Annotated in this window: 14 protein-coding genes; 5 read left to right on the top strand and 9 right to left on the bottom strand. The window is 70.6% G+C overall.

The genetic code is table 11. The annotated features are described in order from the left end of the window. Both PKE44_RS05640 and PKE44_RS05635 read left to right on the top strand, forming a co-directional pair. On the top strand, nucleotides 1–1,289 hold a 1,289-nt coding region (locus PKE44_RS05640; RefSeq protein WP_324548899.1), incomplete at its 5' end, for a putative O-glycosylation ligase, exosortase A system-associated. Next, complete coding sequence (locus tag PKE44_RS05635) at nucleotides 1,286–2,278, top strand: polysaccharide deacetylase family protein (RefSeq protein ID WP_324548897.1); 993 nt, start codon at nucleotides 1,286–1,288, stop codon at nucleotides 2,276–2,278. The genes PKE44_RS05640 and PKE44_RS05635, both read left to right, overlap by 4 nt. A 54-nt stretch (nucleotides 2,279–2,332) precedes the next feature. On the opposite strand, the gene PKE44_RS05630 is transcribed toward PKE44_RS05635, so the two are convergent. From PKE44_RS05630 to PKE44_RS05605, 6 genes are all read right to left on the bottom strand, one after another. Next, nucleotides 2,333–3,922, bottom strand: a complete 1,590-nt coding sequence (locus PKE44_RS05630; protein WP_324548894.1) for an asparagine synthase-related protein — start codon at nucleotides 3,920–3,922, stop codon at nucleotides 2,333–2,335. Nucleotides 3,923–4,209: 287 nt separating this feature from the next. Next, a complete protein-coding gene (locus PKE44_RS05625; protein WP_324548892.1) occupies nucleotides 4,210–4,890 on the bottom strand; it encodes a tetratricopeptide repeat protein in 681 nt (226 codons plus the stop codon). After that, on the bottom strand, nucleotides 4,871–5,938 hold the full coding sequence (locus tag PKE44_RS05620) for a GNAT family N-acetyltransferase (protein ID WP_324548890.1): 1,068 nt from the start codon (nucleotides 5,936–5,938) through the stop codon (nucleotides 4,871–4,873). The genes PKE44_RS05625 and PKE44_RS05620 overlap by 20 nt, the downstream gene beginning before the upstream one ends. Further along, on the bottom strand, nucleotides 5,935–7,134 hold the full coding sequence (locus PKE44_RS05615; protein ID WP_324548887.1) for a DegT/DnrJ/EryC1/StrS family aminotransferase: 1,200 nt from the start codon (nucleotides 7,132–7,134) through the stop codon (nucleotides 5,935–5,937). Before PKE44_RS05615 ends, PKE44_RS05620 begins: the two co-directional genes overlap by 4 nt. Nucleotides 7,135–7,297: 163 nt before the next feature. After that, the gene (fusA, locus tag PKE44_RS05610; RefSeq protein WP_324548884.1) at nucleotides 7,298–9,346 is read right to left on the bottom strand and encodes an elongation factor G; all 2,049 of its coding nucleotides are present in this window, start codon (nucleotides 9,344–9,346) and stop codon (nucleotides 7,298–7,300) included. 87 nt (nucleotides 9,347–9,433) lie between these two features. Continuing rightward, nucleotides 9,434–9,952, bottom strand: coding sequence for an O-acetyl-ADP-ribose deacetylase (locus PKE44_RS05605; RefSeq protein ID WP_324548882.1), 519 nt, complete (start codon nucleotides 9,950–9,952; stop codon nucleotides 9,434–9,436). Nucleotides 9,953–10,119: 167 nt separating this feature from the next. Between PKE44_RS05605 and serS the strand changes: the two genes are divergently transcribed. Next, nucleotides 10,120–11,397: a serine--tRNA ligase gene (serS, locus tag PKE44_RS05600; RefSeq protein WP_324548879.1), complete on the top strand. Its 1,278-nt coding sequence runs from the start codon at nucleotides 10,120–10,122 to the stop codon at nucleotides 11,395–11,397. Nucleotides 11,398–11,665: 268 nt separating this feature from the next. Further along, nucleotides 11,666–12,223 carry a hypothetical protein gene (locus tag PKE44_RS05595; RefSeq protein ID WP_324548877.1) on the top strand — a complete coding sequence of 186 codons (558 nt, stop codon included), beginning with the start codon at nucleotides 11,666–11,668 and terminating at the stop codon, nucleotides 12,221–12,223. 99 nt (nucleotides 12,224–12,322) lie between these two features. Here PKE44_RS05595 and PKE44_RS05590 read toward each other — a convergent pair whose 3' ends face one another. The 3 genes from PKE44_RS05590 to PKE44_RS05580 all read right to left on the bottom strand — a co-directional run bounded on the left by PKE44_RS05590 (nucleotide 12,323) and on the right by PKE44_RS05580 (nucleotide 15,866). Then, nucleotides 12,323–13,822: an aldehyde dehydrogenase family protein gene (locus PKE44_RS05590; RefSeq protein WP_324548875.1), complete on the bottom strand. Its 1,500-nt coding sequence runs from the start codon at nucleotides 13,820–13,822 to the stop codon at nucleotides 12,323–12,325. A 33-nt stretch (nucleotides 13,823–13,855) separates the two neighbouring features. Continuing rightward, the gene (locus PKE44_RS05585) at nucleotides 13,856–15,526 is read right to left on the bottom strand and encodes a thiamine pyrophosphate-binding protein (RefSeq protein WP_324548873.1); all 1,671 of its coding nucleotides are present in this window, start codon (nucleotides 15,524–15,526) and stop codon (nucleotides 13,856–13,858) included. Nucleotides 15,527–15,608: 82 nt separating this feature from the next. Further along, a complete protein-coding gene (locus PKE44_RS05580; RefSeq protein WP_324548871.1) occupies nucleotides 15,609–15,866 on the bottom strand; it encodes a cupin domain-containing protein in 258 nt (85 codons plus the stop codon). Between PKE44_RS05580 and PKE44_RS05575 the strand changes: the two genes are divergently transcribed. After that, nucleotides 15,804–16,712 (top strand): IS256 family transposase (locus tag PKE44_RS05575; protein ID WP_324548869.1); only part of this gene is annotated, 909 nt, incomplete at its 3' end. The two genes, PKE44_RS05580 and PKE44_RS05575, sit on opposite strands and share 63 nt — an antisense overlap.

Raw genomic sequence — 16,712 nt, 5'->3', positions numbered from 1 at the left:
TGATCCGCACGGTGCGCGAGCCGGTGATCGGCATCCTGCTGTGGTGCTGGATCGGCTACATGAATCCGCACCGCCTGAGCTACGGCTTCGCGTACTCGATGCCGTGGGCGTTCATGACCGCGGCAGTGCTGATCCCGAGCCTGCTGTTCTCGAAGGAACCGAAGAAGCTGCCCGGACACTGGCTGGTGTCGGTGTGGCTGGCGTTCGTGGTCTGGATGTGCATCACGACGGTGTTCGCGCAGGACTTCAGCACCTCCGCCGAGCAGCTCGACAAGGTGCTGAAGATCCAGCTCGTCAACGCCTTCATGATGATGATCATGGGCACGCGCGAGCGGCTGAACATGCTGCTGTGGGTGATCGTGATCTCGATCGGCTTCTTCGGCCTCAAGGGCGGCATCTTCACGATCCTCGGCGGCGGCGGCTCCAAGGTCTGGGGGCCGCCGGGCTCGTTCATCGCCGACAACAACGAGATCGGTCTGGCGATGCTGACGACGATGCCGCTGATGTATTACCTGCGCCAGCAGAGCGCCAGCAAGTGGGTCCGCCACGCGCTGGCGCTGACCATGCTGATGACGGCGTTCGCGGTGATCGGCACCAGTTCGCGCGGCAGCATGATCGCCGGCCTGACCGCCGCAGCCTTCCTGTGGCTGCGCAGCCCGCACAAGATCGGGCTCGGCCTCGGCCTGCTCGTGCTGCTGCCGGTGCTGTACCTGTTCGCACCGTCTTCGTGGCACGAGCGCATGGGCACGATCGAGACCTATGACCAGGACGCCTCGGCGATGGGGCGCATCAACGCCTGGGGCATGGCCTTCCGGCTGGCCAGCAACCGCCTGACCGGTGGCGGCTTCGTGCCGTGGACGCCGGAGAACTTCGCAAAATACGCGGATGTGCCGAGTGACGTGCATGCGGCCCACAGCATCTACTTCGGTGTGCTCGGCGACCACGGCTGGCCGGGTCTGATCCTGTTCGTGGCCATTGCGGTCGGCTCGCTGGTCAGCGTGTCGAGGGCGCTGAAGATCTGCCGCGCCGCCCCGGAGCTGACCTGGCTCTCGCAGATGCTGGCGATGGTGCAGGTCAGCCTGATCGTGTTCCTGGTCGGCGGCAGCTTCTACAGCCTCGCCTACTTCGACCTGTACTGGAATCTGGTGACCATCGTCATGCTCGGTCACGTCATGGCGCGGCGCTACGAGGCTGAACATCCGGAGCTGTTCGTGCGCAAGACCCTGACCGGCCGGCCGGCGCCCCCGGCGCGCGAGGAGCGGCTGGCGAGGCCGGGGAATCCGCGATGAGCCCGGTCACGCTGCTGCGGGACGCGCCGCTGCGCACGCTGCTCGGTGCCTGCCTGCCCGGCGGCGGGCGGGCGCGGCTGAGCATCCTGATCTACCACCGCGTGCTCGCCACCCATGACCCGCTGCAGCCCGACATCCCCGATGCCGCGCTGTTTCGCCGGCACATGCACCTGCTGGCCCGCCAGTTCCGGCCGCTGCCGCTGCTCGAAGCCGTGCGCCGCCTGCGCGAGGGCAGCCTGCCGGCGCGGGCCGTGTGCGTGACCTTCGACGACGGCTACGCCGACAACGCCGCGATCGCGCTGCCGCTTCTGCAGCAGAGCGGCGTGCCGGCGACCTTCTTCGTGTCGACCGGCTTCCTCGAAGGCGGGCGCATGTTCAACGACACCGTGTTCGAGGTCGTGCGCCGGCTGCCGGAAGGCACGCTGTCGCCCGATGAGGTGCCGGGGCTCGACGCGCCGCTCGCGATCGGCGCCGGTGCGGCGTCCCGGATCGCGGCTGCGCACGCACTGATCGGCGCCGTCAAGTATCTGGAGCCGGCCGCGCGTCAGGCGGTGGTCGGGCGGCTGGCCGCGCGCGTGCGCGACCTGCCCGACGACCTGATGATGACGCACGCGCAGCTGCGCGCGCTGCACGCTGCCGGCATGGAGATCGGCGGCCACACGGTCAGCCATCCGATCCTGACGCGCACGCCGGCCGCGGTGGCGCGCGCCGAGATCGCCGGGGGCCGCGCCGGACTCGAAGCCCTCATCGATGCCCCGGTCAGGAGCTTCGCGTATCCGAACGGCAAGCCCGGCGCCGACTACGGCCCCGAGCACGTGGCGATGGTGCGCGAACTCGGCTTCGACTGCGCCGTGGTCACCAGCCACGGCGTCTCGGTTGCCGCCACCGATCCCTATCAGCTCGCGCGCTTCACGCCCTGGGACCGCTCCGAGTCCCGCTTCCAGCTGCGCATGCTGCGCAACAGCCGCCGGCTGCATCTGGCGGCCTGAAGCCGCAATCCCCGCGCGGCCCGGCCTGCACCGGGCGCGCGCGGGATGCCGCGCTCAGACGTGGGTGTCCAGCCACAGCTCCAGCATCATCAGCACCCACACCAGCTCGCCGTAATAGGCGGCGTGGCCGCTGCCGTGCAGGCCGAGCGCCTCGTCGATGAAGCCCGGGCGCAGCCAGCCGCGGCGCGCGAGCTTCTGCAGGCTGTCGCCGGCGAGCGCGCGCAGGCCGGCGTGGCTGCGCATCCAGATGCCGAACGGCAGCCCGAAGCCGTGCTTGGACTTGTTCAGGATCTCCTCGGGCAGGAAGCCGCGCATCGCCTGCTTGTAGAAGTCGCGCAGCCGCGAGCCCGGCAGCTTCAGCGCCGACGGCACCCGGCACGAGAACTCGATCAGCCGGTCATCGAGCAGCGGATAGACCACGTCGACGCCGGCGAGCGCGCAGGTGCGCTCGACCTTGCGCAGGTCGTTGTCGGCGAGCGTGCGCTGCCAGTCGAGATACATCATCCGGTTCAGGGCGCTGGCCTCGCCGGCCTGCGTCCAGAGTCTGCGCAGCCAGCCGAGCGGCCAGCCGGTGTCGACGGCCTGCAGGAAGTCCGGCTCGAACATCGTCGCCGCCGGGATGCGGTGCAGGAAGTTGTAGGTTTCCAGCCGCTCGGGCAGCGGCGTTTCGGCCTGGCGCACGTAGCTGGCGGCCTTGCCGAGGGCGCCGATCGCCGGCAGCGCCTTCAGGCCGGCCCCGAGCGGCTCGCGCAGCGCCGGCGGCAGCCGCAGCCAGTGCTCGAACACCTTCTGCTTCAGGTAGCGCTCGTTGCCGGCGAAGAGCTCATCGCCGCCATCGCCGGCGAGCAGCCGCTCGACGCCGGCCTCGCGGGCGAGCCGCGCGCAGTAATAGGCCGGGATCGCCGAGGAGTTGCCGAAGGGTTCGTCGTAGTGCGCCGAGATGTCCTGCACGGCGGCGAGCACGTCGTCGGCGCTGACGTAGTACACGTGCTGGCGTGTGCCGAAGCGTCCGGCGGCGATGCGCGCGAAGCCGGTCTCGTCGTAGCCCGGCACGTCGAAGCCGATCGAGAAGGTGTCGGCATCGGCGGGCTTGAGCCTGGCGAGCACGCCGGCGACGGTCGAGGAATCGAGTCCGCCGGACAGGAAGGCCCCGCAGCGGTGCCCGGCGGCGAGATCGGCGACGGCGTTGTCGATCAGCGCGCGCATCTCCCGGCCGAGGCGGCCGGCGTCGGCGCCGGTCTCCTCGCGAAACTGCGGCTGCCACCAGCAGGCGATGTCGCAGTCCGCCCCGCGCCACTCCAGCCGGTGCGCCCCCGGCAGCTTGTCGATGCCGGCGTGGATCGTCAGCGGGCTCGGCACCATGTGGAAGTACAGGTACGCATGCACGGCCTGCGGCCGGATCGAGGCATCGACGCCCGGCAGTCGGGCCAGCGCCTCGGCGCTCGATGCAAACGCCAGCCCGCCGGCGCAATGCGCGTGATAGAGCGGCTGGCGGCCGATGCGGTCGGTGGCGGCGAACACGCAGCCGCCCGGCGCATCGACGATGACCAGCGAGAAATCACCGGCGAGCCGTTCGGGCAGCCCGTTGCCGAAGCGTTGCCAGCCGGCGAGTGCCGCGGCTGCGTCGCCGTGGCGGCGGGCCACGGAGGCCAGAGCGCCGTCACGCCACTGCGGATGTCCAACGAGCAGCGCGCAGCGTCCGGCCTCATCGTGTGCCAGGGCGCCGGGATGCTCGGCGCAGAGCACCGTGCCGGGCGCGCTCCGCGTGGTTCCGGGCGCGACGACGCTGCCTGCGGGCGGAAGGAGGGCGGCTTGCACCGCATCGGGGACGGGGCGGTCCAGGCTGTGCCAGCCACGGAATGCATGCATGGGGATCGGCGGATTCGTCGGGGGCAGGGAGATTTCCGGTGACCGGCGTCAGCGCGCAGCGCTCACGGCCACTGGCCGACCGAGCCGAGCTTGTTGCGCAGGCCCGGACTCGGATAGCCCATGTCGTAGGCCTTGTGTGCGTTGTCCTTGGCTTCGGCGTACTGCTTCAGCTCGAAGTGCGCGAGGCCGATGTTGTAATAGAGTTCGGCGCTCTTGAGGCCGAGATCGGTGGCCTGCCCGTAGGCATCGAGCGCCTGCTGGTACTTGCCGTTCCAGTGCAGGTAGACGCCGAGCAGCTGGCGCACGATCGGATCGCGCGGCACGAAGCGCATCGCACGCTCGAAGTAGCACTCCGGTGTCCCCGGCCACGCGCTGCTGTCGCCGACCACGCGCGGCGGTTTCGGCAGGTTGCCGTTGAGCTTGCGGTGCAGGCGGATCAGCAGGAACAGCGCGCGCGGATTGTTCGGGATCGCGCGCAGCGTGTAGTCGATGCTGCCCATCGTCTCGAAGTCGGGACGGCTCAGGGATTCGAAAGTACGCAGATGTGCGCCTTCGACGAGATCGATGATGGTGCCTTTGGAGCCGCCGTAACCGCTCTGGCGTATCAGCGGGTCATTGTAATTATACGGCCCGAAAGCATTTTCCAGGCTGCCGCAGTTCTGCTGCGCGAACCCGGCCAGCGGCCCGGCCAGCAGCAGCATGCCCAGCAGCAGGGCCGGCAGCTCAGCGCTCGGTTTCGGCATGTTCCAGTGTCTCCCGGGGCGAGGCCGTGCCGTGGCGGGCATCGCGCAGCCAGTGCACGAGCCGGCGCAGCTGCGGCCAGCGGATGTAGCCGCGGTGGTAGATCGTGCGCAGGTCATCGGTCAGGCGCCGGTGCCAGTCCATCGCCCGTCCGTAGAACTCGATCGTGCGCAGGCCCGGATCGGCGAACAGCTCGGCCAGATAGGCCTGACGCATCAGCATCGCCGGAGAGCTGCCCTGGATGGATTCGTCGTAAGTCGTCTTCAGCACGATCAGCGTGCCGTCGTGCTCGATGCAGAGATCGGTCGTGACCAGGCGGTCGTCGTAGAAATAGCGGTAGATGCGGCCCTGACCACGACGGCAGAAGCGTTCGAGCACTTCGCGGTAGAAGTGCCCCTGGGCGTTGTCCGGCGACACCGCCGTGCCACCCTCGGACTTCCAGCCGGCGCTTTCCAGCCGGCCGTAATCGGCGATCGCAGCGGCGACACCGGCCGGGTCGCGGACGCATTCGAGGCGCAGGCACACGCCCTCGCGCTCGAAGCGGTTGCGCTGCTTGTTGAGGTTCTGGCGCAGGTTCTTGCTGCGCCCGGCCCACCAGCTCTCGAAAGGCGCATCGATCGTGATGCGGGCGGTCTCGATGTAGTCGAGCTCGTGGTAGCCCGCCTGCGGCCCGGGCCGCGGATCGAACTGCGGGTCGAGCTGCAGCAGGTCGAGGCTCATCAGCAGGGCGGGCAGCGCGGTGATCAGTTCGCCGATCAGCGTGCCGGCATCGAGGCCGGGCTGGCATACGAGCGGCGTGATCGGCATCTGCATCGGCACGAAGCTGCGCCAGCGGCCGAGCCCCTGGCGTTCGAGCAGCAGCAGGGCCTGGGGCGCCGAGGCCTCGCCGCGGATCGCGAGCACCGGCGTGCCGTGTCCGGGCAGCGCCAGCAGCGGTTCGACGAAGTCGGGATCCAGCAGCGGGCTGCGGCGGCCCGCCTCGTTCAGCGCCGCCCAGGCAGCACGCTGGCGTGCGAACCCGGTGGCGGCGGGCAGGAAGGTCCAGCTCATGCGGGTACTCCGGTGCCGGCGGCGGCGACCGCCGCGCGCACCTGTGCGGCAATCCAGTCGATTTCGTGGCTGCGCAGCGCCTGGTGGCAGGGCAGCTGCAGCAGCGCGCTCCGGTAGCGGTTGGCGACCGGGCAGGCGGTGAGTGCGGCCTCCGGCATGTCCTCCCAGCGCAGCACCGGCACCCGGGCCTGCTTCAGCGCCGGAAACACCTGCGCCGGAGCATCGACCAGCAGCGGCAGCACGTAGGGCACGGTCTCGTCCGGCAGCTCCGGGCGCAGCGGCCGGCAGCCGGGCAGGCCGCTGAGCGCCGCGGCGAGGCGCCGGTAGTTGGCGCGACGCGCCTGCGCGATCCGGGCCGAGGCCCGGCGCCCGCGCTGCATGCCAAGGCGCGCGGCCCGGCTCATGCCGGTCTCCAGCCATTCGAGTGCGAGTTCGGCCCCGCCGCCCGACGAGGAAGGGCCGATGACCGGCGCCGCGGCGCCGTCGGTGCGACCGCGCCGGCGCTTGAGCGCCGTCCACAGCGTGTTCTTCAGCCACAGCAGGCTGCCGAGCAGCGACAGCCGGCCGTACAGCGTCGCGCGCTCCAGCGGATCGAGCACGGCCTTGATCTGGAAGGCGGCATCGCCGGTGCGCGGACGCACGGCTTCGAGGGAATGGCGGGCCGAGATCAGGCAGCCGCCGTCGAAGACCGGGAAGAACTTCACCGGGCTTGCGATCGCGTAGTCGCCGAAGCTGCCGAGCGGCCGCCCCTGCCACTGCCCGAAGAACGCGTGTGCGCAGTCCTCGATCAGCGCTGCATCGTGCGCATCGCAGAGCGCGCGCACGCGGCCGATGTCCTGCGCGAAGCCGAAGAAATGCGTGGCGATCACGGCCTTTGCGCCGGCGGCGAGGTGTGCGGCCATGTCCTCGAAATCGATCGAGGTGTCCGGGTGCAGGCGGTAGAACACCGGCTCGGCACCGAGCCACTGGATCGGATACAGCATCGAGATGCAGTGATAGGCCGGCAGCAGCACGCGATCACCGGGGCCGATGCCGAGCAGGCGCAGCGCGTGGCATTCGCCGAGCCGGCCGGCGGTCAGCAGCCGCACGTCGCCGGCATCGAGCACGGACGGCACCGGGTGCGTCTCGAGCGGCGGCCGGGCATCGAGGTTCAGGATCGGCGCGACGGGCACGACGGGCAGATGCGTATGGGGCATGAGCGGGCTGGGCGGGTCCGTGCGCGGAGGTGTCGGGGCAGGGGCGCGCGCACGATAGCACAGCCGCCGCGCCTCTCCGGCGGGGCGGCGGTATCCGGGCGGTGACAGCCGGTTACAACGGCGCAGCGCGGCACCCGGGGATCAGGTGCCGCTCGGCGGGGGCTCAGGCGTCCTCGGCACGCGGCCGGTACTGGGCGATGAGTTCCTTCTGCACGGCCGGCGGCACGGCCTCGTAGCGTGCCAGCTCCAGCGTGTAGCCGCCGCTGCCGCCGGTCATCGCCTTCAGCCGCGCCGGATAGTCGTCGAGTTCGGCGAGCGGTGCCTGCGCGACCACGGCCACGCGCCCGGCGTTGAGCGTGCGCGTGCCGAGGATGCGTCCGCGCCGGCCGGAGAGATCGCCGGTGACGCTGCCCATCGCGTCCTGCGGAATCTGCACGTCGAGATCGACGATCGGTTCGAGCACGACCGGACGCGCCTCGCGTATCGCCGCGAGGAAGGCCTCGCGCCCGGCGGTCGCGAACGCGACCTCCTTGGAATCGACCGGATGATGCTTGCCGTCGGTGACGACGACGCGCACGTCGACGACCGGATAGCCGGCGATCGCGCCGCTCGCGCAGGCCTCGCGCACGCCCTTCTCGACCGCCGGGATGAACTGGCCGGGGATGGCGCCGCCGACGACTTCGGAGGCGAACTCAAAGCCGGCGCCGCGTTCGAGCGGCTCGACGCGCAGGTGGACCTCGCCGAACTGGCCGGCGCCGCCGGTCTGCTTCTTGTGGCGGTAATGGCCCTCGGCGCGCGCCTGCAGCGTCTCGCGGTAGGCGATGCGCGGCGGGCGGGTGTCGACCTCCAGCCGGTAGCGCTCGCGCATCTTGTCGAGCGTCGAGCGCAGGTGCTGGTCGGAGAGCCCGCGCAGCACGGTCTCGCGGGTCGCGGCGTTGGCTTCGAGCGTCAGGCAGGGGTCTTCTTCGAGCAGCCGGTGCAGCACGTCGGCGAGGCGGTTCTCGTCGTTGTGCGTGCGCGCGGCGAGCGCGATGCCGGCGACCGGCATCGGGAAGCGCGACGGCGCGAGGTGCAGGTAATCCTCGTCATGCGAGTCGTGCAGGATGGCGTCGCGGTGGATGTCGTCGATCTTGGCGACGGCGCGGATGTCGCCGGGGATGCCGTTCGGGACTTCCGGGTGATCGCGTCCGAACAGCGTGAACAGGTGCCCGACCTTGAAGGGCTTGCGGCCGTCGCCGATGTAGAGCTGGCTGTCCTTCGTGACCGTGCCCTGATGGATGCGGAACAGCGCGAGCTTGCCGACGAAGGGGTCGATCAGCACCTTGAACACGTGCGCGACGACGTGCTTCGCCGGATCGGGCTCGACCGCGTACGGCACGGCCGGCTCGTCGCCGCGCTGCAGCAGGCAGGCCGGCGGATTGCCTTCGCCCGGGTTCGGCGCGAGCCGGGTCAGGATGTCGAGCAGCTCCGGGATGCCGGCACCGGTGCGCGCCGACACGAAGCAGACCGGGATCAGGTGGCCTTCGCGCAGCGCCTGTTCGAAGGGCGCGTGCAGCTGCGCCGGGTCGAGTTCCTCGCCCTGTTCGAGGTAGGTCGCCATCAGGGCTTCATCGACCTCGACCACCTGGTCGATCAGCGCCTGGTGCGCGGCGGCGACCGACGGGAAATCGGCCTCGCCGGCCGGGTTGAAGAAGCAGTCGACGACCGCACCGGCGCCTTGCGCCGGCAGGTTCAGCGGCAGGCACTCGCGGCCGAAGGTTTCCTGCAGCTGCGCGAGCAGTCCCGGCAGGTCGACGCCGTCGGCGTCGATCTTGTTGACGACGATCAGCCGGCAGAGGCCGCGCTCGGCGGCGCGCGCCATCATGCGCTGCGTGACCGGCTCGATGCCGGCCTGGGCGTTGACGACGATCGCCGCGGTCTCGACCGCCGGCAGCACGGCGATCGCCTGCCCGAGGAAGTCCGGCGCACCGGGCGTGTCGAGCAGGTTGACGTGGCAGCCGTCGCGATCGAAGGACACCAGCGCCGCGTCGAGCGAGCGGCCCTGGGCCTTTTCCAGCGGATCGGAATCGCAGACCGTCGTGCCCTTCTCGACGCTGCCGGCGACGGCGATGCGCCCGGCCGCCACGAGCAGCGCTTCGGCGAGCGAGGTCTTGCCGGCGCCGGACTGGCCGAGCAGGGCGAGGTTGCGGATGTCGCGGGTCGTGTAAGCCATAGTTCTTGTCTCCGCCTCGGGTCGTGATCGCAGCAATGCCATTCGGTCCAGCTTAGGCAGCGCCGCCCCCCGATTCGATGCCGTGTGTCAATGCGCCACTGCGCCCAGCGCCCGGCGGTAGGTCTCGAACGCGGCACTGCCGAAGCAGCAGAACACGATGCGCTGCGGCTGCGCATGGGCTTCGGCGTGCGCGCGGGCACTGGCGACGGCGATCGCGGTGGCCTGATCGAGCGGATAGCCGTAGATGCCGCAGCTGATCGCCGGAAACGCGATCGAGGCCGCACCGATCCCGACGGCGAGGCGCAGGCTCTCGCGGTAGCAGCTCGCGAGCAGCGCCGCCTCGTTCTCCGTGCCGCCGCGCCACACCGGCCCGACCGTGTGGATCACCCAGTGCGCCGGCAGCCGGTAGCCGGCGCTCACGCGCGCCTCGCCGGTCGGGCAGCCGCCGAGCATGCGGCACTCCTCGTAGAGTTGCGGCCCGGCGGCGCGGTGGATCGCACCATCGACGCCGCCGCCGCCGAGCAGCGAGGCATTCGCAGCGTTGACGATGGCGTCGACCGCGAGCTTCGTGATGTCGGCCTCGATGACTTCGAATCGCGTGTTCATGACGACCTCCCGCTGAGCTGAGCTGCGCGACCGGGGCCGGTGCGCAGACGGCGAGCGTAGGCCGCCCGCCGCCGGTCTGCCGGTATCGTCGGCGCGCCGCTGCCCGCATAATCCGCGCCCTTCGCGGCTCCCGCGCCGCGCCTCGCCCGTTTTCCGGAGAGATTCCGATGCTCGACCCCAGGCTGCTCCGTTCCGAACTCGACGACACCGCCCGCCGTCTGGCGCGGCGCGGCTACGTGCTCGACACCGATCGCATCCGCGGCCTCGAAGAACAGCGCAAGGCCACGCAGGTGCGCGCGCAGGAGCTGCAGGCCGTGCGCAACAGCCGCTCGAAGGCGATCGGCAAGGCACGCGGCGCCGGCGAGGACATCGCGCCGCTGCTCGCCGAGGTTGCGAGCCTCGGCGACGAGCTGAAGGCCGCCGAGACGGCGCTCGCCGCGCTGCAGGCCGAGCTCGACGAGATCTACTCCGGCATCCCGAACCTGCCCGATGACTCGGTGCCGGACGGGCGCGACGAGCAGGACAACGTCGAGCTGCGCCGCTGGGGCACGCCGCGGCAGTTCGACTGGACGCCGCTCGATCACGCCGACCTGCTGCCGGGCTTTCTCGATTTCGAGTCGGCCGCCAAGCTCACCGGCGCGCGCTTCAGCGTGCTGCACGGGCCGCTCGCGCGCCTGCACCGGGCGCTGATCCAGTTCATGCTCGACCTGCACACCGTCGAGCACGGCTACAGCGAGGTCTACGTCCCGTATCTGGTCAACGCCGACACGCTGCGCGGCACCGGCCAGCTGCCGAAGTTCGAGGCGGATCTCTTCAGACTGAGTGGCGAGTTCCCGTACTACCTGATCCCGACCGCCGAGGTGCCGGTCACCAACCTCGCGCGCGGCGAGATCCTCGAAGCCGCGACGCTGCCGCGCCAGTACGCCGCGCACACGCCGTGCTTCCGCTCCGAGGCCGGTTCCTACGGCAAGGACGTGCGCGGCCTGATCCGCCAGCACCAGTTCGAGAAGGTCGAACTCGTGCATCTGGTGCGCCCCGACGACAGCTTCGCCGCGCTCGAACGCCTGACCGCGCACGCCGAGACCGTGCTGCAGCGTCTGGAGCTGCCGTATCGCGTCATCGTGCTGTGCACCGGCGACATGGGCTTCGGCGCCGTGCGCACGCACGACATCGAGGTCTGGCTGCCGGGGCAGGGCAAGTACCGCGAGATTTCCTCGTGCTCGAACATGGGCGACTTCCAGGCCCGGCGCATGCAGGCACGCTGGCGCAACCCCGCCACCGGCAAGCCCGAGCTGCTGCACACGCTGAACGGCTCCGGCCTCGCGGTCGGACGCACGCTGGTGGCGATCCTCGAGAACTACCAGCAGGCCGACGGCTCGGTGACGATGCCGGCGGCGCTGAAGCCCTATCTCGGCGGCCTGGAGTCGATCCGGCCGAAGCGCTGAAGCCGAAACGGCGGGCCGCATCCGCGCCGCTCGCCGGGGCGGATGCGGCCCTCTCGTCGTTCCCGGCGGACCCCGGCGGCCGCCGGCGAACCGCAGACCCGGCGCAGCGGTGCCGGCCGCTGCAGTCACGATGCTCCGCTGCCGCACCGCTGCAACACGCCCTACACCCGCAGGCCCTGATCTGACAGGATTTTCCGCAAGTCGGCCCCGGCGCACCTAGATTGCGCTTACCGCGCTGCCCGGCGCGGGCCACCGCGGAGTGATCGTCATGATTTCGATGAAGCAGCCTTCGCTCGTGCTGCATTCGCACAACGTGCCCGGTTACAAGTACCAGATGTGGGCGACCTGGACGGTGCCGAAGAGCCTGCCGGCGAGTTCGCTGGTCGACTGGATCGTCTCGGCCGTCGACCGCTCGCCGGAGATGGCGCTGAAGAACATCATCATCAACACGCACGGCTCGCCCGGCTACCTGCACATCGGCAGCGGCGTCGGCGTGAAGGATCTCAACGAATTCAAGCGCCTGCGCGGCAAGTCGATCGGCTACATCTGGGTGATCGCCTGCGAGGTCAGCAAGGGCGTCGATCTCGGCAACGTCTGCCCGGTGGACGAGTACAACGGCCCGTACTTCTGCACCGAGCTCGCCAAGGCCAGCGGCACCTTCGTCGTCGCCTCCGAGGAACTGCAGTCGGTCGATCCCGGCTTCACGGTGTTCTCGGTGTTCGTGCCCTCGGGCTACGTCGATGACTACGAGGGGGCGGTCTATCGCTACAGCCCGGCCGGCGGGCGCACGCGCATCTCGGCCAATGGCTCCGATGCGTATGACTGATTCCCCTGTCTGATTTCCTCCGCCGGCCGGCGGCAGCCCTCATCCCGACCCCGCGGGGATGAGCGGCGGCACGACGGCCGGGGCCGCCGTCCGTTGCCGTCAGCTGCCGAAGCGGATGCCCTGCGCCAGCGGCAGTTCGCGCGATTCATTGAGGGTGTTGGTCGCGCGGCGCATGTAGGACTTCCAGGCATCGGAGCCGGATTCGCGCCCGCCGCCGGTTTCCTTGTCGCCGCCGAAGGCACCGCCGATCTCGGCGCCCGAGGTGCCGAGGTTGACGTTGGCGATGCCGCAGTCCGAGCCGGTCGCCCCGAGGAACTGCCCGGCCTCGCGCAGATCGTTCGTGAAGATCGCCGAGGACAGCCCCTGCGGCACGTCGTTGTTGAGCGCGATCGCCTCGTCGAGCGTGCGGTAGCGCAGCACGTACAGGATCGGCGCGAAGGTCTCGCGGCGCACGGCCGCGCTCTGCGCCGGCATCGTCACCAGCGCCGGCGTCACGTAGAAGGCTTCGGGCATGCGCACCTTCAGCACGCGCTCGCCGCCGCAGACCAGCCGGCCGCCTTCGGCGACGGCCGCGGCGAGGGCACTCTGCATGGCCGTGAACGCGGCTTCGTCGATCAGCGGCCCGACCAGCGTGCCGGCCTGACGCGGATCGCCGACGCGGGCGCTGACGAAGGCCGCCTGCAGGCGTTCGAGCAGCGCATCGTGGATCGACGTGTGCACGATCAGCCGGCGCGTGCTGGTGCAGCGCTGGCCGGCGGTGCCGATGGCGCCGAAGACGATGCCGCGCAGCGCCAGTTCGAGATCGGCCGAGGGCGCGACGATCACGGCGTTGTTGCCGCCGAGTTCGAGCAGCGTGCGCCCGAAGCGTGCCGCGACGCGCGGGCCGAGTACCCGGCCCATCGCCGTCGAGCCGGTCGCCGACACCAGCGCGACGCGCGCATCGTCGGCGAGCTGCTCACCGGCCGCGCGCGCGCCGATCAGCAGCTCCGACAGCCCCTCGGGCGCCTCGCCCCAGCGCAGCAGCGCGCGCCGGAACAGCGCCTGGCAGGCAAGCGCGCTCAGCGGCGTCTTCTCGGACGGCTTCCAGACCACCGGATTGCCGCAGACCAGCGCCAGCGCGAAGTTCCAGGCCCAGACCGCGACCGGGAAGTTGAAGGCGCTGATGACGCCGGTGACGCCGAGCGGATGCCAGGTTTCCATCATCCGGTGACCGGGACGCTCGGAGGCGATGGTCAGGCCGTGCAGCTGCCGCGACAGGCCGACGGCGAAGTCGCAGATGTCGATCATCTCCTGCACTTCGCCCTCGCCCTCGGCGGCGATCTTGCCGGTTTCGAGCGTCACCAGCGCGCCGAGCGCGGCCTTGTTGGCGCGCAGCTCCTCGCCGAGCAGCCGCACCAGCTCGCCGCGCCGCGGCGCCGGCACCGTGCGCCATCTGTGGAAGGCCAGATGCGCGCGGGCGATCGCCGCGTCGATGTCGGCGGGCGTGTGGCTGCGCACGCGCGCGAGCACGGTGCCGTCGATCGGCGAACGGGCGATCAGGTCACCGTCGCGCAGCGCATCGGGGCTGAGGCCGAGGGAGCGGAGCAGGGGGTCGGACATGGGCAAGGACTCGATGCGGAAAGGGGAGAACGCTCAGCGCGTGGCCGCGCGCAGCGCCGTCAGCGTCTGGCGCGTGCTGATCTGTTCGGGATCGACGATGAGGTGCAGCAGGGCCGCGCGATCGCAGTCGAGCGCGCGTTCGAGGGCCGGCGCGAAGGCGCCGGTGCATTCGATGCGCTCGCCGAAGGCGCCGCAGGCGCGGGCGAGGGCAGCGAAGTCGGGGTTGCAGAGCGCCGTGGCGATGCGCCGGTCCGGGAAGTGGCGTTCCTGGTGCATGCGGATGGTGCCGTACTGGCCGTTGTCGATGACGAGGATGAGCGGCTTCAAACCGGCCTGCACCGCGCTCGCCAGTTCCTGGCCGTTCATCTGGAAGCAGCCGTCGCCGGCGAAGGCGACGGCGATGCGCGTCGGATGCACGGCCGCCGCCGCGATCGCGGCCGGCACGCCGTAGCCCATCGCGCCGCTGGTCGGGGCGAGCTGCGACGGATAGTGCGAGAAGCAGTGAAAGCGCTGCGGCCAGCCGGTGTAGTTGCCGGCGCCGTTGCAGACGATGGCATCGGCCGGCAGCGCGGCATCGAGCACGCGCATGACCTCGCCGAGATCGAGCGCCCCGGCCATCGGGTCGGGCTGGCGGTTGGCCTCGTGCTCGGCGCGCGCCGCGGCGGTCCACTCCGCCCAGCGGAGGGCGGCCGGGGCCGGGCGCGCGGCGAGCTGCACGGCGGCCTGCGCCGGGTGCGTCGCGAGCGCGAGCGCCGGGCGGTAGACGCGGTTCAGCTCCAGCGCATCGGGGTGGACGTGGATCAGCGTCTGGCGCGGCAGCGGCGCTTCGACCAGCGTGTAGCCGTTCGTCGTCATCTCGCCGAGGCGCGAGCCGAGCACCAGCAGCAGGTCGGCCTCGCGCACGCGCCGCGCCAGCGTCGGCGCGACCGAGGTGCCGAGCTCGCCGGCGTACTGCGCGCGGCGGTTGTCGAAGATGTCCTGCCGGCGGAAGCCGGCGGCGACCGGCAGCTGCCAGCCTTCGGCGAAGGCATGCAGCGCCGCGCGTCCGGCGGCGCTCCAGTTGCTGCCGCCGACGATCAGCATCGGCCGCTCGGCGGCGGCGAGCCTTTCGCAGAGCGCGGCCAGCTCGCTTTCGGCGAGGGGCGGCGCGGCCAGCGCCAGCGGCACGGCATCGGCGACGCTCGCGGTCTCGGCGAGCACGTCCTCGGGCAGCGCGATCACCACCGGTCCGGGCCGGCCGCTGGTGGCGACGTGCCAGGCGCGGCCGAGGATTTCCGGGATGCGCGCGGCGCTGTCGAGTTCGGTCACCCACTTCGCGAGCGGCGCGTACATCTGCCGGTAGTCGACCTCCTGGAAGGCTTCGCGGCCGCGGAAGGCGCGACCGACCTGACCGATGAACAGCAGCATCGGCGTCGAATCCTGCTGCGCCGTGTGCACGCCGATCGCGGCATTGCAGGCACCGGGCCCGCGCGTGACGAAGCAGAGCCCGGGGCGGCCGGTCAGCTTGCCGGCGGCCTCGGCCATGAACGCGGCGCCGCCTTCGTTGCGGCAGGTGATCAGCCGGAAGTGGTCGCGGGCGTCGTACAGCGCATCGAGCACCGGCAGATAGCTCTCGCCGGGCACGCAGAAACCGAGATCGGCGCCGAGCGCGAGCAGCTGATCGACGAGGATGCGCGCACCGCTACGGGCAAGGGGAGTGGTCACGATCTGGGCTCCGGTGCGTCCGGGAAGGACAGGGAATGAGGGTTGTTTCCGGCACGGGCCATCGACCGGCGGCGTCCGGGAATCACGGCGCGTCGCCGGCCTGCGGGCGCGTGGCGATCCACAGCAGGCGCGGTTCCTCGTCGCCGAGGCGCTCGACGCGGTGGCCCATGCGGCTGTCGAGATAGCAGCCCTCGCCGGGACCCAGCTCGGCCGGGGCGTAGAACTCGGTCAGCACTTGCACGCGCCCGGCGAGCACGTACAGGAATTCCTCGCCGTCGTGGCGGCTCCAGCCGGCCGGTGCCGCGCCGGGGTCCAGCACGCGGCTCAGGTAGGGCTGCATGCGCTTGCCGGCGAGATCGGCGCACAGCGGCCGGTGCGCGCAGCCGCCGAATTCGAATTCCGGACTGCCGTCCCCGCTCCCGGGCCGCGCGAGGCTGCGGAGATGTTGCTGAATTTCATCGGCGAAGCGGAGGCGACCGCCCGGGTCGGGGCCGAGCCGTATGAGCGCAGCGAAGAACGCGGCACGCACCGGAACGGGTACCGCGACCGGCGCTTCGACACGCGGCTGGGCACGATGCAGCTGCGGATTCCCAAGCTGCGCGAAGGCGGTTTCGTGCCAAGCTTCATCGAACACCGGAAGCGGAGCGAGCAGGCGCTGGTGAGCGTGATTCAGGAAGCGGTGGTGCAAGGAGTTTCCACGCGCAAGATCGAGACAGTGCTGGAGAGCTTCGGCATCGCCGGGGTGTCGGCCGGCCAGGTGAGCCAGTTGTGCGCGGCGTTGGACGAGAAGGTGCGGGCGTTTCGCGAGCGGCCGCTGGGCGAGATTCGCTACCTGTGGATCGACGCGATGTATGAAAAGGTGCGCGACGATGAGCGAGTCGAATCGATGGCTTGCGTGATCGCCACCGGGATAGGCCCGTCGAACCGGCGCGAAGTGTTGGGCTTTGACCTGATTCCCACCGAGAGCGAAGAGGGCTGGACGCAGTTTCTGAAAAGCCTGAAAGAGCGCGGTTTGCACGGCGTGGTGTTGGTGATCTCCGACGCGCATAGCGGTTTGAAGGCGGCCGTACGCAAGGTATTCAAGGCCGAGTGGCAACGTTGCAAGGTGCATTTCTATCGCAACGTGCTGGTCCACGTCAGCAAGAAGACACAAGCGGAAGTGAGCGAGGCCATGAAAGCCGTGTTC

Origin of the sequence: Plasticicumulans sp., assembly GCF_035331805.1 — a bacterium.
In the GTDB taxonomy this organism is placed as follows: Bacteria; Pseudomonadota; Gammaproteobacteria; order Competibacterales; family Competibacteraceae; genus Plasticicumulans.
The sequence above is the reverse complement of the archived record's forward strand: the minus strand, read 5'-3'. Positions and strand labels throughout refer to the sequence as shown.